Genomic DNA, 18,331 nt, shown 5'->3' with positions numbered 1-18,331 from the left:
GAAAGGAGAGTCTCTACAAAGGACGGCGTACGTCGTGTGGGTATTGCCACACCCTGCCCGAGTGGCGTGGGCGCTAGTGTCTGTGCATTACCTACAAAGCACCGCTCACCCATTGCCGGACTCGCAGAGGGACCCATGGCCACGCCCCACACATCCGCGTTCGGCTGGATCGGCGCGCAGCGGCGCGCCCGCGAGGCGGCGGGACTCGTCCGCACGCTGCGCCCGCGCCCCGCGGACAGCCCGGTGCTCGACCTCGCGAGCAATGACTACCTGGGCCTCGCCCGGCACCCCGAGGTCGTCGAGGGCGCGGCCGAGGCGGCGCGCCGGTGGGGCGGCGGGGCCACCGGGTCCCGTCTGGTGACGGGCAGCACCGAGCTGCATGCCCAACTGGAGTGGGAGCTGGCGGAGTTCTGCGGTTTCGAGGCGGCCCTCGTGTTCTCCTCCGGGTACGCGGCGAATCTCGCGGCCGTCACTGCGCTCGCCCCGCACGGCTCACTGATCGTGTCCGACGCGGGCAACCACGCCTCGCTGATCGACGGATGCCGGCTCGCGCGGGGCGCCACCCAGGTGGCCCCGCACGCGGACCCGGAAGCCGTCCGCAAGGCACTCGGCACGCATGAGGGACCGGCCGTCGTCGTCACCGACTCGGTCTTCTCGGTGGACGGCGATCGGGCCCCGGTCGGTGAACTGGCGCAGGTGGCAAGGGAGTTCGGGGCAGGGTTGATCATCGATGACGCGCACGGGCTCGGCGTCGTGGGCCCCGGCGGGCGCGGCGTTCCGTACGCGGCCGGACTCGCGGGCACGGCCGACACCGTCGTCAGCGTCACCCTCTCCAAGTCGCTCGGCAGTCAGGGCGGCGCGGTGCTCGGCCCGGCCCATGTCATCGACCATCTCGTCAACGCGGCCCGCACCTTCATCTTCGACACGGGTCTCGCCCCTGCCGCGTGCGGCTCGGCCCTCGCGGCGCTGCGGCTGTTGCGCCGCGAGCCCGAACGCGCGGCGCGCGCACGGGACGTGGCGACGTCCCTGCATCAACTACTGCTGAAGGACGGCTTGTTGGCTGTCCGTCCCGACGCCGCGGTCGTCTCCGTGCGTGCTCCCTCGCCCGATGCGGCGGTCCGCTGGGCGGCGGACTGCCGGGACGCGGGTCTCTCGGTGGGGTGCTTCCGGCCGCCTTCCGTTCCCGACGGGATCGCGCGGCTGCGGCTGACCGCCCGCGCCGACCTCACGGAGACCGAGGTCGCCGGGGCCGTCCGGGTGATCAGCCGCACCGCTCCCAACGGTGCGTCTACCGCAGGGAGTTGACGAACGCCCGCCATGTCGCGGACGTGAACAGGAGCGCGGGCCCTGTGGTGCGCTTGGAGTCGCGGACGGCCAGCAGGCCGCCCATCGCGCTCGTCCTCAACGGGGCTGTTTCCACACAGTTGTTGGCGCCGGTGCTGCGGCTGCTGCGCCGCCATCGGACGCCGCTCAGCGACGTACTGCGGGCAATGGCCATGGTGCCTCCTCACGCGGTGCCGGCGCACGACGAGGTGTCGGCGTCCTCGCTTACCCGGCAATCTCTGCGATGAATTCCAGTGAATCCTCGGGTGACCTGGCGTGGAGCAGAAGAGCGTCGAAGGCGTCTGTGTACGCCTTGAGGTCTTCTTTCCGTTCGAGGTAGAGGCTACTCGTCAAATGGTCGAGAACAACCACATCCAGATCAGATGTGTTCGGAAATGAGAACACAACGAAAGGTCCAGTCAAGCCGATATGGCCACCCGTCGAGAACGGAAGCACATGGATCCGGACATGCGGCATTGATGCCGCCTCGGCCAGATGTGCCAACTGCCGCCGCAGCACTCCGCTCCCGCCCACCTCCCTGCGCAGCACGGCCTCGTCGAGCACGGCGGTGAGCCGCAGCGGCGGCTCGGCGCGCAGCACGTCCTGACGCGCGAGCCGCACCTCCACCAGCGCGTCGATGTGCTGGTCCGACGCCCCGTTCAATACCGAACGTGTCACCGCGTGCGCGTACTCGGGTGTCTGCAGGAGTCCCGGTACGACGCTCGTCTCCAGGGTCCTGATGCGACACGCCTGGGACTCCAGGCTGATGAAGTCGCGGTACGCGGGCGGCAGCAGACCCCGGTACGCGTGCCACCAGTGGTGCCCGCCCGCCTCGTCCCCTCCGGCCAACGCGATCACCAGTTCGCGCAGGCGGGGATCGCGGGCCTCGAAGGCGTCGAGCAGCCGCAGCACGTCCGAAGGCTTCACGCCGCTGCGCCCTGTCTCGATCCTGCTGACCTTCGACTGGTGCCAGCCGACGAGCCGGGCCGTCTCCCCGCTCGTGAGGCCGGCCTGGACGCGCAGCGTCCGCAATTCGGCTCCGAGCTTGCGGCGGCGTACCGCGGGACCGTATTTCATGGAGGACTCCTCGGGCTCCTCGCGCCACCCGGCCGGACTCGCTCCCGGCCCGCACGGGGCGCGTGTCTGAGCCGACGGTAGAGGACGGAGCGCACCTCGGCCCAAATACGGTCCACCGTGGCAGAGTTCACCGCATCGAGCGACAGATATATGCATATCTTGGGGGATCGGCACCACGGTGGTACGTCCAAGTGGCAATCTGGCGCGAAGCAGTTGCCGGGGGCCCCGCGCGAGCGATCCGTGAGGCCGGACGAGCCACCTCGGCGGGAAAGGGACACGTCGCCATGGCAGACCACCAGGAAGCATCCGTCACGCTGCCGAGCGATCCCGCCTCGGTCTCGGCCGCCCGCAGGTATGTCGCCTCCGTTCTCACGGAGTGGGGGATGGCGCCGGGGAGCGACGAGGCGGACACCGTCCGCCTGATCGTGTCCGAACTCGCGACGAACGCGGTGCAGCACACCCTCGGGCAGTCACCCACGTTCACCGTCGACATGGAGCTGGAGCGCGACGAACGGCTGCGCATCGGCGTCACCGACAGTCACCCCCGCTACCCCAAGCGGCTGCCGGCCGCGGTCCAGCAGGACAACGGCCGGGGCATGGTCATCATCCGCTGCCTCACCGCGGAGTACGGCGGCACGCTGACGGTGCGGCCGACCCCCGAGGGCGGCAAGACGGTGTTGATCACGCTGCCCTGGGTGGTCCCGGTCAGTCGTCCCGCCTGCTGACCGCTCGCCGCAGCAGCCACGGCAGCAGCCCCCACAGGCCCGTGAGGACGCAGAACGCCCCCGCGCCCGCCGCGATCCCGCCGCCCCTGCCGACCGTCACATCGACCACGAGCAGCACGGACCCGGTCAGCGCCAGCACCAGCGCCGCCATCCCGTACGCGGCGAGCCGCGAGGACACCCGTACGATCAGCCGCTTCGCGCCCAGTTGGAACAACATCCGGTGCACCGCGGCCGGCGCCGTGAACAGCGCGGCCGCGATGACCGTCAGGAGCAACGTCGTGACATACGTGGCTCGTTGAACCGTGTCGAGCGACGGGAAGCGCGGCGTGAACGCCAGGGTCAACAAGAACGCGAAGAGGAACTGCACGCCGGTCTGGGTGACCCGGAGCTCCTGAAGGAGTTCTCCGAAGTTCCGATCGGCGCGTTCCAACGGCGTCTCGTTGCGCTCGTTCATCTCCTCCGAGTATCCGCTCGCGGCATGCTCAAGCGCGAGCGCTGCGGCTCACCGCACCCGGCCGTACAGCACGCTGTTCGTCCAGATCCGCTCGAGACGCACCACGGAACCGGTCTTCGGGGAGTGCCAGATGCGGCCCTTACCGGCGTAGATGCCGACGTGGTAGATGCTCCTGCCGGAGCGGAAGAACACCAGGTCACCGCGTGTGCGATGGGACCTGGAGACATGCCGGGTCCTGTTGTACTGCTGGGCCGCCGTGCGCGGCAGCTTCTTGCCCGCGCGCTTGAACGAGTAGAGCGTGAGGCCCGAGCAGTCGAACCGGTGCGGCCCGGTGGCGCCCCACTTGTACGGTGCACCCTTCTTGGACGCGGCGACGTGCAGTGCCTTGACGGATGCCGTGGCCGCTGATGCCTCGGAAGCGGCGCCCGGGACCATGAGTCCCGCGCCGGCGACGGCGATGCAGAGGGCGGAAGCGGTACCCGCCCGGGTCAGCAGCGACGGAACACGATTCAGCGCAGTCATGCGCAACCCTTCGTCAGCTGGCGCCTGTGAAGGATGACCTGTCGGGTTCGGGCCGGCGAAGTTGCCCGGCCGCATGCTGCGGCTTCACCCCAAGGACCGTCCGGCGCGGCCTCTGACGAGGCGCGGCGGGGGCCCGTCGTGCTCGGGTCCTCCACTCCTGCCGATGCACTCCTGTCGACCTGGCATCCGCACGGCGGCAGGACTCGGCGTCCGTGCGGACCGCCCCGCCGCGGTGGCGGGGGCTTGTCGTCGCAACGGATCTTCACGCACTGCGGAGGCGAAAACCGAGTTGAACCGGCGGTAAGTGAGGCTCGTCACGCTTGACCCGTTCGGGTGGACGGTGCGGCTTTCGCCCCCGACCGCCGACACCCGACGAGCCCCGCACCAGCGACGGAACGCCGGATTCCGGCAGCGGCCTACGGCTCGGGCGCAACTTTGCCGGGCTCATTGGCGTACCGGAGGTTAGGCCGTACGGGGGACCCCATCCGGGTCGTTTGGATCGCGGCGTGGCGGTTCGGGATGAACGGTGAGCGGTCCCTGACTTCAACTGACCGGTTCTGATGGCAAAGTGACCCGCTGGGTGCGCCGCTCGCCGTCCAGAACGCGCAGTGCCCGTGCCAGCGTGCCGGCGTGCACCCGGCTCTCGCCCCTCTGGTGCATCAGGTTCAGCGCGTCCCGCAGTTCCGTCGCCCGGCTCACCAGTGCCTGTGCCGCGCGCAGCCCGCTGTAGGTGTCGTCGCCCCGGGCCGGGTTGATCCGCGCGATGAGGTCGACCACCTCCAGATAGCGGTCCACGAGCTCGCACTCGGCGCGGGTCATCGCGGGCAGCGGCGGAAGTTCGGGCGGATACATCGGCCGATCACCTCGCGCCGGGGGAGTACGGAGTGGCGGTCCGGTTCTCCACGACGTGGTCCACCAGGCCGTATTCGAGGGCCTGTTGCGCCGTCAGTACGGTGTCCCGCTCGATGTCGGCACCGACCTGTTCCTTGGAGCGCCCACTGTGCTGGGCGAGCAGTTCCTCCAACTGGTCGCGCATGCGCGTGAGTTCGCTCGCGTAGATCTCCAGGTCGCTCGGCTGTCCCTGGGCGGGCTCGGGCAGCGAGGGCTGGTCGATCACCACGCGCGCGCCGGGCAGCGTCATCCGCTTCCCCGGCGCCCCCGCCGCGAGCAGCACGGCGGCGACGGACGAGCACTGCCCCAGACAGGTCGTCGCCACGTCGCAGCTGACGAACTGCATCGTGTCGTAGAGCGCGGTCATCGCGCTGAACGAGCCGCCCGGGGAGTTGATGTACAGGGCGATGTCCCGGTCGGGCGCCAGGTACTCGAGGTGCATGAACTGCGCCATCACATCGTTCGCCGAGATGTCGTCGATCGGCGTCCCGAGGAAGACGATGCGCTCTTCCAGGAGCTTCGAGTACGGGTCGAGGGTGCGGCTCCCCGAACTGGTGCGCTCGGTGAACTCGGGCAGGACATAGCGGCCGGACGGACGGGTCATGGTGCCTCCTCAAGGCGCTGCTTCAGGGACTGGCTTCACTACCTGGCTTCACTACCTGGTTCGGTAAAAATGTACAGGACGTACATGACGTACGATGGTGAGCATGGCCTACGAGATTCCGGTGACGCAAGCCAGGGCTGAGCTCGCCGACCTGATCAACCGCGTCGTGTACGGCAGTGAGCGCGTGGTCGTCACCCGGCACGGGAAGCCGCTCGTCGCCCTGGTCTCGGCCGCCGACCTGGAGCGACTCGAGGCGATGGGGGAGTCCGCCGGAGATGCCGTGGATGAACCGGTGATCACGTCTGTGTCACGAATTGGCACCCTGACGTCCGCTCCCGGCGAACAGCAAAGGTTCGGTATTGCCGCCGAGCACCGCGGCCCCGAGATGAGGTAGCGCGGTCGGCGTTCAGCAATAAGACGGTCAAGCGTCGGTTAACGCCGTTGAAACTCCGCTCAATTACCCTCCAGTCCCAGGTCATCGGCCGCTTTTCGGGGCAGGGTCCGCACGGATGTGCACCTTTGTTGTGTGTTACATCTAGACCCGTCGCGGTGGCCGCGGCAGCCGGGCCCGCACGGTCCGGCATGAAGGACTGTGAGGTGGATTCGTGCAACTGACCCCGCACGAGCAGGAGAGACTGCTCATCCATGTGGCATCCGACGTCGCCGAGAAGCGTCGGGCCCGGGGTCTCAAACTGAATCACCCCGAGGCGGTCGCGCTGATCACCTCGCACATTCTCGAAGGCGCCCGGGACGGGCGCACCGTCGCCGAACTCATGGCATCCGGCCGCAAGTTGCTCACCCGCGACGACGTCATGGACGGCATCCCGGAGATGATCCACGACGTGCAGGTCGAGGCGACGTTCCCGGACGGCACCAAGCTCGTCACCGTCCACGAGCCGATCGTCTGACGGGGGAGCGGCAGTCATGATTCCCGGAGAAATACTCTTCGCCGACGAACCGGTCGTATACAACGAGGGCCGCGACGTCCTGCGTATGACGGTGCTCAACGCCGCCGACCGCCCCATCCAGGTGGGTTCCCACTACCACTTCTACGAGGCCAACCCCGGCCTCGACTTCGACCGCGCCGCCGCCCGCGGCAAGCGGCTCAACATCGCCGCGGGCACCGCCGTACGCTTCGAGCCCGGCATTCCCGTCGACGTCGAACTCGTAGCCATCGCAGGCAATCGCATCGTCACCGGCCTGCGCGGCGAGACCGGAGGTGCCCTCGATGCCTGAGTTGTCCCGTGCGGCCTATGCCGACCTGTTCGGCCCTACCGTGGGCGACCGCATCCGCCTCGCCGACACCGACCTGCTCGTCGAGATCGAGGAGGACCGCTCCGGCGGGCCCGGCCTCTCCGGCGAGGAGTCGGTCTTCGGCGGCGGCAAGGTCATCCGCGAGTCCATGGGTCAGTCGCGCGCCACCCGCGCCGACGGCACCCCGGACACGGTCATCACCGGCGCCGTGATCATCGACCACTGGGGCGTCGTCAAGGCCGACATCGGCATCCGCGACGGCCGCATCACGGCGATCGGCAAGTCCGGCAACCCGGACACCATGGACGGCGTCCACCCCGACCTCGTCATCGGTCCGGACACCGAAGTCATCGCGGGCAACGGCAAGATCGTCACCGCCGGCGGCATCGACACCCACATCCACTTCATCTCGCCGACCCAGTTCGACGAGGCCCTCGCCTCGGGCGTCACCACGCTGGTCGGCGGCGGCACGGGCCCCGCGGAGGGCTCCAAGGCGACCACCATCACCCCCGGCTCCTGGCACCTCGCCCGGATGTTCGCGGCGATGGAGAACAGCCCGGTCAACATCGGCTTCCTCGGCAAGGGCAACACCATGTCGAAGGAGTCCATGCGCGCCCAGCTGCGCGGCGGCGCCATCGGCTTCAAGATCCACGAGGACTGGGGCGCGACCCCGGCCGTGATCGACGCCTGCCTCGACATCTGTGAGGAGTCCGGCGTCCAACTCGCCGTCCACTCCGACACCTTGAACGAGGCCGGCTTCGTCCAGGACACCTTCGACGCGGTCGCCGGGCGCACGCTGCACGCCTTCCACGTCGAGGGCGCGGGCGGCGGGCACGCGCCCGACATGATCACCGCGGTGTCGCTGCCCAACATGCTGCCGAGCTCGACCAACCCGACCCGGCCGCACACCGTCAACACCGTCGAGGAACACCTCGACATGCTGATGGTCTGCCACCACCTCAACCCGGCGGTGCCCGAGGACCTGGCCTTCGCCGAGTCCCGCATCCGGCCCACCACCATCGCGGCCGAGGACATCCTGCACGACCTCGGCGCCATCTCGATCATGTCCTCGGACTCGCAGGCCATGGGCCGCGTCGGCGAGGTCATCATGCGGACCTGGCAGACCGCGCACGTGATGAAGCGCCGCCGCGGCTTCCTGCCCGGCGACACCCGCGCCGACAACGCGCGCGCCCGCCGCTACGTCGCCAAGTACACGATCAACCCGGCCGTTTCGCAGGGCATCGAGCACGAGGTCGGCTCCGTCGAGACCGGCAAGCTCGCCGACCTGGTGCTCTGGGACCCGAAGTTCTTCGGAGTGAAGCCGCAGCTCGTCGTCAAGGGCGGACAGATCGCGTACGCGCAGATGGGCGACGCCAACGCGTCCATCCCCACGCCGCAGCCGGTGCTGCCGCGCCCGATGTACGGCGCGTACGGCAAGGCCCCCCAGGCCAACTCGGTCAACTTCACCAGCGAGTGGGCGATCGAGGACGGGCTGCCGGAGCGGCTCGGGCTCGGACGGTCGTTCGTGCCGATCCGCTCGACGCGTGGCCGCGGCAAGGTCGACATGGTCAACAACGACGCCATGCCGCGCGTCGAGGTCGCCCCCGACTCGTTCGCCGTGACCATCGACGGTGAGCTCGTCGAGCCCGCACCCGCCGCCGAACTGCCGCTCGCGCAGCGGTACTTCCTGTTCTGATGCGGACTCGTACGGGCCGGGTGCGTACATCATGACGCGCGCCGCGCTGCTCATCCTGGCCGACGGCCGCTTCCCCGCCGGAGGGCATGCCCACTCCGGCGGGGCGGAGGCCGCCGTCAAGGCGGGACGCATCACCGACGCGGCGAGCCTGGAGGCGTTCTGCCGGGGCCGTCTGCACACCAGCGGCGCCGTGACCGCCGCCCTCGCCGCGGCGGCGGCGCTCGGCATCGACCCCGTCGTGCTCGACGAGGCCGCCGACGCGCGTACGCCGTCGGTCGCGCTGCGGGTCGTCGCGCGCAAGCTCGGGCGGCAGATGATGCGGGCCGCCCGCGCCACCTGGCCGCATCCCGAACTCGACGCCCTGGCACGGCGGTTCCCCAAGGGGGCGCATCAGCCCGTCGTGCTCGGGCTCGCCGCGAGGGCGGCCGGGCTCGGGGCCGAGGACGCCGCGTACTGCTCCGCGTACGAAGGGGTGGGTGGGGCCGCGACCGCCGTGGTGCGGTTGCTGAGCCTCGATCCGTTCGACGCGACCGGGGTGCTCGCGCGGCTCGCGCCGGAGGTCGACCGGGTGGTCGCGGACGCCGTGGAAGCGGCGCGGCGGGCGGTCGATCTCGGGGTCGACGCGTTGCCCGCCGGGTCGGCGCCGCTGCTTGAGATCGGGGCCGAGGCGCATGCGGCCTGGCCCGTGCGGTTGTTCGCCTCTTAGGTGACGTCGGCCCGCCGCACCCCGGGGGGCTTCGCCCCCGGACCCCCTTGTCCTCAATCGCCGGACGGGCTGGTGACGCCAGTCGACCACGGCTGGTGGCTATGCCGGCCGGAACGGTGAATCATCTCTTTGGAGTCGTGATCTTCATGCACCTCGGACACACCCACGACGAAGCCTCCGCCGTATCCGCCGACGCCCGTCGGCCCGACGGCACCCGGCGGGCGCTGCGCATCGGGCTCGGTGGGCCCGTCGGCTCGGGCAAGACCGCCACCGTCGCCGCGCTCTGCCGCGCGCTGCGCGAGGAGCTCTCGCTCGCCGTCGTCACGAACGACATCTACACGCGCGAGGACGCCGCCTTCCTGCTGCGTGAGGCCGTGCTGCCGCCCGAGCGGATCACCGCCGTGGAGACCGGCGCCTGCCCGCACACCGCGATCCGGGACGACATCTCCGCGAACCTGGAGGCCGTCGAGGACCTGGAGGACGAGGTCGGCCCGCTCGACCTGATCCTCATCGAGTCCGGTGGCGACAACCTCACCGCCACCTTCTCCAAGGGCCTCATCGACGCGCAGATCTTCGTGATCGACGTCGCGGGCGGCGACGACATCCCGCGCAAGGGCGGCCCCGGCGTCACCACCGCCGACCTGCTCGTCATCAACAAGACCGACCTCGCCCCGTACGTCGGCTCCGACCTGGCGCGGATGGAGGCCGACGCCAAGGAGGCGCGGGCCGAACTCCCCGTCGTGCTGCAGTCCCTGCGCTCCGAGGTCGGCGTCGGGGACGTCGCGACCTGGGCGCGGGCGCAGCTCGCCGCGTGGACCGCGTGAGCGCGGGGGTCAGGTCCACCGCCCGGATCGTCGCGCGCGGCGACGTGCGGGGCGGGACCGCGCTGCCCGTCCTGGAGGGCGAGGGCTCGTTCGCGCTGCGCCGCACGCGCGGCGCGAGCGCCGGTGAGGCCCGCGTCATGCTCGTCGGCGCCATGAGCGGCCCGCTCGGCGGCGACCACCTCACCGTGCAGGCGCGCGCCGACGAGGGCGCCCATCTGCACGTGGGCTCCATCGCCGCGACCATCGCCCTGCCGGGGCAGGCCAAGGACGAGGCCCGCTACGACGTACGGCTCGACGTCGCGGACGGGGCCCGCCTCGACTGGCTTCCGGAGCAGTTGATCTCGGCGGGCGGGAGCGATCTGCGGGTGACCACGCGCGCCGAACTGGCTCCGGGCGCGCGGCTCGTGCTGCGCGAGGAGCAGGTGCTCGGGCGTGTGGCGGAGGAGCCAGGTCGGCTCACCAGCCGGCTCACCGTGTACCGGGCCGGGCGTCCGCTGCTCGACCAGGAGCTGGCCTGCGGCCCGGGCGCGCCCGGCGGCTGGGACGGTCCCGCCGTCCTCGCCGGCCACCGGGCCCTCGGCCAACTCGTCGTCGTACGCCCGGAGTTCGAGACGGACAAGCCGTCCGCCGCGCTTCTCGACGAGGCAGGAACCGCCGCGCTCACGCCCCTCGCGGGCCCCGCCGTGCTGGTCACGGCGGTCGCGCCGGACGCCCTGCGGCTGCGCCGGATGCTCGACGAGGCGCTCGCCCGACTGGCCTGAACCGCTCACCGGGCGGGTCATACCGTTTATCGGATTGGTAAAGAACGCCCGCTGTCTCTGTTGTCAGGGGCACTGCACGCGTCAGGATCCGCGTACCGATCAGCAACACGATCGACGTACGGATCGAATCGATGTGCGGGAGGCCCCACTTGAGACGGACCAGACAGACAGCGCGCGGCAGCCGGAAGGCGGTGATCGGCTCAGCGGGCGCGTTCGCCGCGGCCGCGCTGATAGCGGGCGCGGTCAGCGCCCCCGCCGCCCAGGCCGACGCCCCCAGGTCCGGCAGCAGCACCGCCGACCTCCAGGCGCGCGGTGCGGCCCTCGCCGCCGCCAAGGCCGCGAAGGCCGGCATCGACTGGAAGGACTGCCCCGCGGACTGGGGCATCGCCAAGCCCATCCAGTGCGGCTGGGTCAGCGTGCCGCTCGACTACACGAAGCCGCACGGCAAGCAGATCAAGCTCGCCGTGGACCGGATCGGCAACACCGGCACCAAGGGCGAGCGCCAGGGCTCCCTCGTCTACAACCCGGGCGGCCCCGGCGGCTCCGGCATGCGCTTCCCGACGCGCGTGACGACCAAGAACCCGATCTACGCCAAGATGGCGAAGGCCTACGACTTCGTCGGCTTCGACCCGCGCGGCGTCGGCCACTCCGCGCCGATCTCCTGCGTCGACCCGCAGGAGTACGTCAAGGCGCCCAAGGCCGACCCGGTCCCCGACAGCGAGGCGGACAAGCTGGCCCAGCGCAAGCTGGCCAAGGAGTACGCGGACGGCTGTTACGACAAGAGCGGCGAGATGCTGCCGCAGATGACGACGCCGAACACCGCGCGCGACCTCGACGTCATCCGTGCCGCGCTCGGCGACAAGAAGCTCAACTACCTCGGCGTCTCCTACGGCACCTACCTGGGCGCCGTCTACGGCACGCTCTTCCCGGGCCACGTCCGCCGCATGATCGTCGACAGCGTCGTCAACCCGGCCAAGAGCAACATCTGGTACGAGGCGAACCTGAACCAGGACATCGCCTTCGAGGGCCGCTGGAAGGACTGGCAGGACTGGGTCGCCAAGAACGACGCCACCTTCCACCTCGGCGACACCCGCGCCAAGGTCCAGCAGCAGTGGGAGACGCTGCGCGCCGCCGCGAAGAAGAGCCCCATCGGCGGGGTCCTCGGCCCGGCCGAACTGATCGCCTTCTTCCAGAGCGCGCCGTACTACGACTCCTCGTGGGTGCCGGTCGCCCAGACGTGGAGCAAGTACGTCGCCGGTGACACGCAGGCCCTGGTCGACGCCGCCGCCCCCGACATGTCGGACACCGCGGGCAACGCCTCCGCGGAGAACGGCAACGCCGTCTACACGGCCGTCGAGTGCGCCGACGCCAAGTGGCCCACCAGCTGGTCCAAGTGGGACAAGGACAACACCGCGCTCCACAAGCAGTACCCGTTCATGACGTGGGCCAACGCGTGGATGAACCTGCCGTGCGCCACGTGGAAGACCAAGCAGCAGACGCCGCTGGACGTGAAGACCGGCAAGGGCCTCCCGCCGGTCCTCATCGTGCAGTCCACGCGTGACGCCGCCACCCCGTACGAGGGCGCCGTCGAGCTGCACAAGCGGTTCAAGGGCTCCCGCCTGATCACCGAGAAGGACGCGGGCTCGCACGGTGTCACGGGTCTGACCAACCCCTGCATCAACAACCGGGTCGACAGCTACCTGCTCACCGGCGAGACCGACGCCAAGGACGTGACGTGCGCGCCGCACGCCACCCCCAAGCCGTGACCGTCTAGTCGTGGTCTACGCGGCCGAGGACGCCAGCCAGGCGTCCTCGGCCGCGTAGTCGAAGAGACCGGTCGTGTACGACGCGACCATCTTCGGGAAGCCGCTCTCCCAGTCCTGCTCCCGCAGCCGCGCGGTCAGCCACTCGACCGTCTCCGGGAGCGCGTCGGCGTACGTCGTCACCGGCTTGTACCCGAGCTCGCGCTCGGCGGCGGACATGTCGAGGATCAGGGGCCGCGGCACCGACCACGGGCTGTCCCCGACGTTCGGCGCCGGGGGAGGACCGTCGACCAGCACCGTCCCGGTCTCCACGCCCATCAGCTCGTCGATCATCGCGCCGATCCCGGCGACCGAGGGATGGTCGGGGTCCGCCGCGTTCAGGACCCGGGATCCGGGCCGCGCCGCCGAGAGCCGCACCAGCTCCGCCAGATTCCGTACGCTCGCCGGATGGAAGCGGCTCTCGCCGTTGTACGCGAGAACGCGCGTACGGCGACCGTCCAGGTTCCGCTTGACGAAGTAGAGCTCCCGAGGCGTGCGGCAGTACGGGCCGTGCACGGCGGACGGCCGCAGCACGGTCGTCGGCAGCCGGTCACCGAGAGCCAGCAGTTCCTGCTCGATCCGTACCTTGCGCGCCCTGGATCCGTCCCCGGGCCCCGCCGTCCGCAACGTCTCCGGGATCGGCACCGGATAGTGCGGCCAGCCGTCCGGCTCCCCCTGCGTGTGGAAGCCGCGCCCCCGCTCGTCCTCGTACACCGCCGCGCTGGAGACCACGACCGCCGAACCGATCCGGTCGGCGAGGCCCGCGAGCTGCCGGCCGTGGACCGGCGTGAAGGCGATGAGGTCGACGACGAGGTCGACCCCGTCCCCGACGAGCGCCGCGACCGCGTCCCCGTCCTCCCGGTCGAGCCGCACCGCCCGTACGTCCCCCGACCAGCTCGCGTCCCGCCCGCCACCGCGCGAGGCCGCCGTCACCTCCCAGCCGTCCGCCGCGAGAGCCCGCACCGTGGGCCGCCCGATCTGCCCCGCCGCACCGATCACCAATGCCTTCTTCATGACCGGACCGTACGTGGGCGGGGGCCGCCCGGACCCCGGAATCTGCTCAGCGCAGAGCGCAGAGCGCGGAACCCGGGGGAGGTCAACTCAGCGGCAGCCGCGGGAACTTCCGGGCCTTCTCCTCCTCGGCCTCCGCCTTCACGAGGGCCGCGTACTTGTCGACGTACTCCTGCCCGGACAGCTCCAGGATCGCGTACATGATCTCGTCGGTGATCGCCCGCAGGATCGCCTTCTCGCCGTCCATCCCGATGTAGCGCGAGAAGTCGAGCGGCTTGCCGAACCGGATCGTCACCCGGTGCATCTTCGGGATCTTCTGGCCGGGCGGCTGCGCCTCGAACGTGCCGATCATCGCGCACGGGACCACCGGCGCCTGCGCCTTGAGCGCCATCGCGGCGACGCCGACCTTGCCCTTGTACAGGCGCCCGTCGTGCGAGCGCGTGCCCTCCGGGTAGATGCCGAGCAGCTCCCCGCGGCGCAGCACCCCGAGGCCCTCGCGGATCGCGGCCTGCCCGGCCTCCTTGCCCGAGCGGTCGACCGGGATCTGGCCCGCGCTGCGGAAGAACGCGGCGGTGAGGCGGCCCCTGAGTCCTGGCCCGGTGAAGTACTCGGCCTTCGCCAGGAACGTGATCCGCCGCTTGATGATCGCGGGCATCAGGAAGTGATCGGCGAACGACAGATGATTGCCCGCGACGATCGCCGCGCCGGATTCCGGTATGTGCTCCAGACCCTCGATCCGGGGCCGGAAGAGCAGCCGCAGAAGCGGCCCGAGGATCACGTACTTGAGCAGCCGGTAGAACATCCCGATCGCCTTCCCCCACAAACCACTTGGACCGCTTGTACCGCCGCGTGTTTGCGCACAGTAACCAATCGGAAGCGCCGGCGCGAGAGCCCGATCGGGCCCTGTCCGGGGCCTGATCGGCGCGTCCGCTTGGCGGTGGCGGCCCCGGCGGGTGCTCTGTTCCCACCCTGACGTCCCAGCACCGGAGGTTTTCCGTATGCGTTCCGTCCACGTAGCCGCGGCCGCGCTCCTGTCCCTGGCCGCGGCGGCCCCGGCCGCCCACGCCGCGACCGCCGGGCCCGAGCAGTCGCGGGGCCTGTTCCTCACCGTCTCCGGCTCCGAGAACACCTGGGTCCGAGGTGTCCGCCTGAACTGCGCGCCCCAGCCCTCGGGCCACCACCCGCACGCCGCCGAGGCCTGTGAGGCCCTCGACGCCGTGGACGGCGACCTGGACGCGCTGCCGGTCGAGCAGCAGATCTGCACCAAGGAGTACGACCCGGTCACGGTCGCCGCCATCGGCACGTACCGCGGCAAGGCGATCGCCTGGCACAAGACCTTCGGCAACGCCTGCGAGCTGGACGCGTCGACGGGCTACGTCTTCCGCTTCTGACCCCCGCGGGTGCCTGCCGTCAGCTGCTGCGGGAGGCCACCATCGCCACGGTGAGCAGACCGAGCACCACCCAGCCGAACCAGAGCCACCCATTGCTGCCGAGCGCCACCGTGTAGGCGGTCACGGCCACCAGGCCGCCCACGGTGAACGCACCCATCGTCTTCGTGGAACCGGGCATCACACCCTCCTCCCAGCAGCCGGACCATGTCCGAGCCGCGACCAGGAGGCCATATTCACCTGTAACGGGGTAGTGGCGCTACTGCCACGCGCGTGATGGTGCTACTGACCGCGCGCGTTGAGGGAGGCCAGGTAGGCGTTGTACGCCGCCAGCTCCTTGTCGCCGTCCCGGTCCGCGGCCCGGTCCTTGCGGCGCGCCTGCCGGTCGTCCGACTTCTTCCACTGGAAGAGCAGGGCCAGCAGCACCAGGACCGAGGGCACCTCGCTGAACGCCCAGGCGATGCCGCCCGCCGCCGTCTGGTCGGCGAGCGGATCGATGCCCAGCGAGGCCGGCGGGTTCTCGAACGTGCCGACCATCGTCGTCGACGCCATCATCAGCGCGATGCCGAAGAAGGCATGGAACGGCATGCCCGCGAACAGCTCCAGCATCCGCATCACATAGCCGGGCCGGTTCGGCCCCGGGTCCACGCCCATGATCGGCCAGAAGAACACCAGGCCCACGGCGAGGAAGTGCACCATCATCGCGAGGTGGCCGACCTTGGACCCCATGAGGAAGTCGAAGAGTGGCGTGAAGTAGAGCGCGTACAGGCTCGCGATGAACAGCGGGATCGTGAAGGCCGCGTGCGTGATGATCCGCATGTAGCGGCTGTGCAGCAGCCACAGGAGCAGCTCGCGCGGCCCCTTGCTGCCGCGCTTCGCGGCCACCGGCAGCGCCCGCAGCGCGAGCGTGATCGGGGCACCCATCAGGAGCAGGATCGGCGACAGCATGCTGATGACCATGTGCTGCACCATGTGCACGCTGAACATGACCATGCCGTAGTCGTTGAGCTTCGTGCACATCACCAGACCGATGGTGAGCACGCCCACGACGAACGAGATCGTCCGGGACACCGGCCACGCGTCGCCGCGCCGCATCAGGCGCACCACACCCCACCCGTACAGGGCGAGCGCCAGCAGGCAGCCGACGAGGAAAAAGGGGTCGGCCGACCATTCAAGGCCACGCCCCAGCGTGAACGGCGGCAGATCCATGTTCATGCCGTGCCCGCTGTGATCCATCCGCCGGCTCCTGTTGCTCGTTTCGTACGGATTGTGCGCACCCAGAGTAGAACTGCCCCCGGCCGATGTTTCGGCCGGGGGCAGTTCTGTGTGATCAGAGGTGGTGTGTGGTCAGAGCACGCACTCGGCTTCGGCGTACCGCTCGTCCGGCACCGTCTTCAGCGTCTCCACGGCCTCGGCCAGCGGCACCATCAGGATGTCGGTGCCACGCAGCGCGGTCATCTTGCCGAACTCGCCGCGGTGCACGGCCTCCACGGCGTGCCAGCCGAACCGCGTCGCGAGCACGCGGTCGTACGCGGTGGGGGTGCCGCCGCGCTGCACATGGCCGAGGATGACCGGGCGCGCCTCCTTGCCGAGGCGCTGCTCCAGCTCGATGGAGAGCTGCCGTGCGATCCCCGCGAAGCGCTCGTGGCCGTAGACGTCCTTGCCGCCCTCGTCGTACTCCATCGAGCCGACCCGGGGCTTGGCGCCCTCGGCGACGACGACGATGGCGAACTTCTTGCCGGCCTCGAACCGCTCGCCGACCTTCTTGGTCAGCTCGTCGATGTCGAAGGGCCGCTCCGGCACGACGACGGCGTGCGCGCCCGCGGCCATGCCGGAGTGCAGCGCGATCCAGCCGGTGTGCCGCCCCATGACCTCGACGATCAGCACGCGCTGGTGCGATTCGGCGGTGGTCTTGAGTCGGTCGAGCGCCTCGGTGGCGACGCCGACGGCCGTGTCGAAGCCGAAGGTCACGTCGGTGACGGCGATGTCGTTGTCGATCGTCTTCGGTACGCCGACGATCGGGAGGCCGCCGTCCGAGAGGAGGCGGGCCGCCTTCAGGGTGCCCTCGCCGCCGATCGGAATGATCGCGTCCAGGCCCAGGTCAGCGACGTGTCCCTTGGCCCGCTCGACGCCGTCGCGCAGCTGCGCGGGCTGTACGCGGGAGGAGCCGAGGATGGTGCCGCCGCGGGCGAGGATGCCGCCCACCGCGTCGAGGTCCAGCTTGCGGTAGTCGCACTCGAGCAGGCCCTTCCACCCGTCGTGGAAGCCGATGACCTCGTCGCCGTGATCGACGACGGCACGGTGCACGACCGAGCGGATCACGGCGTTCAGGCCGGGGCAGTCGCCCCCGGAGGTGAGGACACCAATACGCATAAGCCCGGATTACCTTTGCAAACGTGGGCCGATGGCCGGACCACGCCGTCCGGCTGGACCCCCGTACCTTATCGGCGTCCGGGGGCCCGTCCGCACCGGGCGTCCGACTGGTGGACCGGCCTGCTCACATGGGCGCGGGGGCGCCCTAAAGGGCCCTCGGTCAGGGCCCCGAGGGGGTCAGGCGGGCTGCGTCGTGGCCGCCGCGATCCGCTCGCCCCGGAGCTCCTCGTACCAGTGGTCGTTCACCGGCGGCAGCGCGTTCACGTCGAGCGCCAGCTTGATCAGCAGGTCGGCGATCTGCGGATTGCGCGCGAGGACGGGCCCGTGCATGTACGTGCCGAAAACGGTGTCGTTGAAGGCGCCCTCGGTGCCGTCCCCCGTGCCGTTGCCCTTGCCGATCCGGGTGCGGGCGAAGGCCCGCGCCGTGGGGCCGAGTTGCGTGATGCCCTGGTGGTTCTCGAAGCCGGTCAGCTCCGGCAGGCCCAACGACGGGTCGATGTCGCCCAGTACGTCACCGACGCAGCGCTCGCCCTCACCGCGCGTCGAGACGACGTCGAGCAGGCCGAGCCCGGGCTCGCGCTCACCGAGGTCGTTCACGAACTCGTGGCCGAGGATCTGGTAGCCGGCGCACACGGAGAAGACGATCGCGCCGTTGGCCACCGCGCGCTGGAGGCCGCCGTCGCGGCGCAGTCGCTCCGCCGCGAGACGCTGCGGACGGTCCTCGCCGCCACCGATGAGGTAGATGTCGCCGGAGGTCGGCACCGCCTGGTCGCTGCGCACGTCGTAGCGCTCGACCTGGAGGCGGCGCTGCTGGGCGCGGCGCTCCACCACCAGGGCATTGCCCTGGTCGCCGTAGGTGCTCAGGAGGTCGGGGTAGACCCACACGAGACGCAGGCTGTTGTCACTCATGCTCATGATCC

General features: G+C 70.3%; 23 protein-coding genes. 11 read left to right on the top strand and 12 right to left on the bottom strand.

Features of this window, described 5'->3' with window-relative positions:
• Positions 1-135: 135 nt before the first annotated feature.
• On the top strand, positions 136-1,305 hold the full coding sequence (locus OKJ99_RS27075) for an 8-amino-7-oxononanoate synthase (protein ID WP_326020194.1): 1,170 nt from the start codon (positions 136-138) through the stop codon (positions 1,303-1,305).
• Here the strand turns inward: OKJ99_RS27075 and OKJ99_RS27070 are convergent.
• Together OKJ99_RS27070 and OKJ99_RS27065 are read right to left on the bottom strand one after the other, a co-directional pair.
• The gene (locus OKJ99_RS27070; protein WP_326020192.1) at positions 1,289-1,498 is read right to left on the bottom strand and encodes a DUF397 domain-containing protein; all 210 of its coding nucleotides are present in this window, start codon (positions 1,496-1,498) and stop codon (positions 1,289-1,291) included. The two genes, OKJ99_RS27075 and OKJ99_RS27070, sit on opposite strands and share 17 nt — an antisense overlap.
• A 50-nt stretch (positions 1,499-1,548) precedes the next feature.
• Positions 1,549-2,400: a helix-turn-helix domain-containing protein gene (locus tag OKJ99_RS27065; protein WP_326020190.1), complete on the bottom strand. Its 852-nt coding sequence runs from the start codon at positions 2,398-2,400 to the stop codon at positions 1,549-1,551.
• 284 nt (positions 2,401-2,684) lie between these two features.
• On the opposite strand from OKJ99_RS27065, the gene OKJ99_RS27060 reads away from it, so the two are divergent.
• A complete protein-coding gene (locus tag OKJ99_RS27060) occupies positions 2,685-3,125 on the top strand; it encodes an ATP-binding protein (RefSeq protein WP_326020188.1) in 441 nt (146 codons plus the stop codon).
• Here the strand turns inward: OKJ99_RS27060 and OKJ99_RS27055 are convergent.
• The 4 genes from OKJ99_RS27055 to OKJ99_RS27040 form a co-directional block, all read right to left on the bottom strand.
• Positions 3,106-3,579 (bottom strand): DUF6328 family protein, encoded by a 474-nt coding sequence (locus tag OKJ99_RS27055; RefSeq protein ID WP_326020187.1) that lies wholly within the window; start codon positions 3,577-3,579, stop codon positions 3,106-3,108. The genes OKJ99_RS27060 and OKJ99_RS27055 overlap by 20 nt on opposite strands.
• Before the next feature lie 48 nt (positions 3,580-3,627).
• Complete coding sequence (locus OKJ99_RS27050) at positions 3,628-4,101, bottom strand: C40 family peptidase (protein WP_326020185.1); 474 nt, start codon at positions 4,099-4,101, stop codon at positions 3,628-3,630.
• A 543-nt stretch (positions 4,102-4,644) separates the two neighbouring features.
• A complete protein-coding gene (locus tag OKJ99_RS27045; RefSeq protein WP_326020183.1) occupies positions 4,645-4,953 on the bottom strand; it encodes a hypothetical protein in 309 nt (102 codons plus the stop codon).
• A gap of 7 nt (positions 4,954-4,960) precedes the next feature.
• Complete coding sequence (locus tag OKJ99_RS27040) at positions 4,961-5,596, bottom strand: ATP-dependent Clp protease proteolytic subunit (RefSeq protein ID WP_326020182.1); 636 nt, start codon at positions 5,594-5,596, stop codon at positions 4,961-4,963.
• Positions 5,597-5,699: 103 nt separating this feature from the next.
• On the opposite strand from OKJ99_RS27040, the gene OKJ99_RS27035 reads away from it, so the two are divergent.
• The 8 genes from OKJ99_RS27035 (at position 5,700) to OKJ99_RS27000 (ending at position 12,603) form a co-directional block, all read left to right on the top strand.
• Positions 5,700-5,990, top strand: a complete 291-nt coding sequence (locus tag OKJ99_RS27035) for a type II toxin-antitoxin system Phd/YefM family antitoxin (protein ID WP_326020180.1) — start codon at positions 5,700-5,702, stop codon at positions 5,988-5,990.
• 211 nt (positions 5,991-6,201) lie between these two features.
• On the top strand, positions 6,202-6,504 hold the full coding sequence (locus OKJ99_RS27030) for an urease subunit gamma (RefSeq protein WP_326020178.1): 303 nt from the start codon (positions 6,202-6,204) through the stop codon (positions 6,502-6,504).
• Positions 6,505-6,520: 16 nt separating this feature from the next.
• Complete coding sequence (locus tag OKJ99_RS27025; RefSeq protein WP_326020176.1) at positions 6,521-6,832, top strand: urease subunit beta; 312 nt, start codon at positions 6,521-6,523, stop codon at positions 6,830-6,832.
• A complete protein-coding gene (locus OKJ99_RS27020; protein ID WP_326020174.1) occupies positions 6,825-8,546 on the top strand; it encodes an urease subunit alpha in 1,722 nt (573 codons plus the stop codon). Before OKJ99_RS27025 ends, OKJ99_RS27020 begins: the two co-directional genes overlap by 8 nt.
• A gap of 31 nt (positions 8,547-8,577) precedes the next feature.
• A complete protein-coding gene (locus OKJ99_RS27015) occupies positions 8,578-9,252 on the top strand; it encodes an urease accessory protein UreF (protein ID WP_326020173.1) in 675 nt (224 codons plus the stop codon).
• Between the two features lie 146 nt (positions 9,253-9,398).
• Positions 9,399-10,076, top strand: a complete 678-nt coding sequence (gene ureG, locus OKJ99_RS27010) for an urease accessory protein UreG (RefSeq protein WP_326020249.1) — start codon at positions 9,399-9,401, stop codon at positions 10,074-10,076.
• Entirely contained in the window at positions 10,064-10,837 is a 774-nt protein-coding gene (locus OKJ99_RS27005) for an urease accessory protein UreD (protein ID WP_326020171.1), read from the top strand. The genes ureG and OKJ99_RS27005 overlap by 13 nt, the downstream gene beginning before the upstream one ends.
• A gap of 149 nt (positions 10,838-10,986) precedes the next feature.
• On the top strand, positions 10,987-12,603 hold the full coding sequence (locus tag OKJ99_RS27000) for an alpha/beta hydrolase (RefSeq protein WP_326020170.1): 1,617 nt from the start codon (positions 10,987-10,989) through the stop codon (positions 12,601-12,603).
• 15 nt (positions 12,604-12,618) lie between these two features.
• Here OKJ99_RS27000 and OKJ99_RS26995 read toward each other — a convergent pair whose 3' ends face one another.
• Both OKJ99_RS26995 and OKJ99_RS26990 read right to left on the bottom strand, forming a co-directional pair.
• Complete coding sequence (locus OKJ99_RS26995) at positions 12,619-13,653, bottom strand: NAD-dependent epimerase/dehydratase family protein (protein WP_326020168.1); 1,035 nt, start codon at positions 13,651-13,653, stop codon at positions 12,619-12,621.
• 82 nt (positions 13,654-13,735) lie between these two features.
• On the bottom strand, positions 13,736-14,452 hold the full coding sequence (locus OKJ99_RS26990) for a lysophospholipid acyltransferase family protein (protein WP_326020164.1): 717 nt from the start codon (positions 14,450-14,452) through the stop codon (positions 13,736-13,738).
• 196 nt (positions 14,453-14,648) lie between these two features.
• Between OKJ99_RS26990 and OKJ99_RS26985 the strand changes: the two genes are divergently transcribed.
• On the top strand, positions 14,649-15,041 hold the full coding sequence (locus OKJ99_RS26985) for an SSI family serine proteinase inhibitor (protein ID WP_326020162.1): 393 nt from the start codon (positions 14,649-14,651) through the stop codon (positions 15,039-15,041).
• Positions 15,042-15,060: 19 nt separating this feature from the next.
• Here OKJ99_RS26985 and OKJ99_RS26980 read toward each other — a convergent pair whose 3' ends face one another.
• The 4 genes from OKJ99_RS26980 to OKJ99_RS26965 form a co-directional block, all read right to left on the bottom strand.
• Positions 15,061-15,219 (bottom strand): hypothetical protein, encoded by a 159-nt coding sequence (locus tag OKJ99_RS26980; protein WP_326020160.1) that lies wholly within the window; start codon positions 15,217-15,219, stop codon positions 15,061-15,063.
• A 101-nt stretch (positions 15,220-15,320) separates the two neighbouring features.
• Positions 15,321-16,274, bottom strand: coding sequence for a cytochrome c oxidase assembly protein (locus OKJ99_RS26975; protein ID WP_326020158.1), 954 nt, complete (start codon positions 16,272-16,274; stop codon positions 15,321-15,323).
• 111 nt (positions 16,275-16,385) lie between these two features.
• Positions 16,386-17,411: a 6-phosphofructokinase gene (locus OKJ99_RS26970; RefSeq protein WP_326020156.1), complete on the bottom strand. Its 1,026-nt coding sequence runs from the start codon at positions 17,409-17,411 to the stop codon at positions 16,386-16,388.
• A 177-nt stretch (positions 17,412-17,588) separates the two neighbouring features.
• The gene (locus OKJ99_RS26965; RefSeq protein WP_326020155.1) at positions 17,589-18,320 is read right to left on the bottom strand and encodes a type 1 glutamine amidotransferase; all 732 of its coding nucleotides are present in this window, start codon (positions 18,318-18,320) and stop codon (positions 17,589-17,591) included.
• Between the last annotated feature and the right edge of the window lie 11 nt (positions 18,321-18,331).

The organism is Streptomyces endophyticus (assembly GCF_035798155.1).
GTDB lineage: Bacteria > Actinomycetota > Actinomycetes > Streptomycetales > Streptomycetaceae > Streptomyces > Streptomyces endophyticus.
This window is presented reverse-complemented; position numbering and strand designations above follow the sequence as displayed.

Excerpts from the sequence above, each read along its gene's own strand:
- OKJ99_RS27075 (WP_326020194.1), top strand. The coding sequence starts at position 136 with ATGGCCACGCCCCACACATCCGCGTTCGGCTGGATCGGCGCGCAGCGG.
- OKJ99_RS27070 (WP_326020192.1), bottom strand. The coding sequence starts at position 1,498 with ATGGCCATTGCCCGCAGTACGTCGCTGAGCGGCGTCCGATGGCGGCGC.
- OKJ99_RS27065 (WP_326020190.1), bottom strand. The coding sequence starts at position 2,400 with ATGAAATACGGTCCCGCGGTACGCCGCCGCAAGCTCGGAGCCGAATTG.
- OKJ99_RS27060 (WP_326020188.1), top strand. The coding sequence starts at position 2,685 with ATGGCAGACCACCAGGAAGCATCCGTCACGCTGCCGAGCGATCCCGCC.
- OKJ99_RS27055 (WP_326020187.1), bottom strand. The coding sequence starts at position 3,579 with ATGAACGAGCGCAACGAGACGCCGTTGGAACGCGCCGATCGGAACTTC.
- OKJ99_RS27050 (WP_326020185.1), bottom strand. The coding sequence starts at position 4,101 with ATGACTGCGCTGAATCGTGTTCCGTCGCTGCTGACCCGGGCGGGTACC.
- OKJ99_RS27045 (WP_326020183.1), bottom strand. The coding sequence starts at position 4,953 with ATGTATCCGCCCGAACTTCCGCCGCTGCCCGCGATGACCCGCGCCGAG.
- OKJ99_RS27040 (WP_326020182.1), bottom strand. The coding sequence starts at position 5,596 with ATGACCCGTCCGTCCGGCCGCTATGTCCTGCCCGAGTTCACCGAGCGC.
- OKJ99_RS27035 (WP_326020180.1), top strand. The coding sequence starts at position 5,700 with ATGGCCTACGAGATTCCGGTGACGCAAGCCAGGGCTGAGCTCGCCGAC.
- OKJ99_RS27025 (WP_326020176.1), top strand. The coding sequence starts at position 6,521 with ATGATTCCCGGAGAAATACTCTTCGCCGACGAACCGGTCGTATACAAC.
- OKJ99_RS27020 (WP_326020174.1), top strand. The coding sequence starts at position 6,825 with ATGCCTGAGTTGTCCCGTGCGGCCTATGCCGACCTGTTCGGCCCTACC.
- OKJ99_RS27015 (WP_326020173.1), top strand. The coding sequence starts at position 8,578 with ATGACGCGCGCCGCGCTGCTCATCCTGGCCGACGGCCGCTTCCCCGCC.
- ureG (WP_326020249.1), top strand. The coding sequence starts at position 9,399 with ATGCACCTCGGACACACCCACGACGAAGCCTCCGCCGTATCCGCCGAC.
- OKJ99_RS26995 (WP_326020168.1), bottom strand. The coding sequence starts at position 13,653 with ATGAAGAAGGCATTGGTGATCGGTGCGGCGGGGCAGATCGGGCGGCCC.
- OKJ99_RS26990 (WP_326020164.1), bottom strand. The coding sequence starts at position 14,452 with ATGTTCTACCGGCTGCTCAAGTACGTGATCCTCGGGCCGCTTCTGCGG.
- OKJ99_RS26985 (WP_326020162.1), top strand. The coding sequence starts at position 14,649 with ATGCGTTCCGTCCACGTAGCCGCGGCCGCGCTCCTGTCCCTGGCCGCG.
- OKJ99_RS26980 (WP_326020160.1), bottom strand. The coding sequence starts at position 15,219 with ATGCCCGGTTCCACGAAGACGATGGGTGCGTTCACCGTGGGCGGCCTG.
- OKJ99_RS26975 (WP_326020158.1), bottom strand. The coding sequence starts at position 16,274 with ATGGATCACAGCGGGCACGGCATGAACATGGATCTGCCGCCGTTCACG.
- OKJ99_RS26970 (WP_326020156.1), bottom strand. The coding sequence starts at position 17,411 with ATGCGTATTGGTGTCCTCACCTCCGGGGGCGACTGCCCCGGCCTGAAC.
- OKJ99_RS26965 (WP_326020155.1), bottom strand. The coding sequence starts at position 18,320 with ATGAGTGACAACAGCCTGCGTCTCGTGTGGGTCTACCCCGACCTCCTG.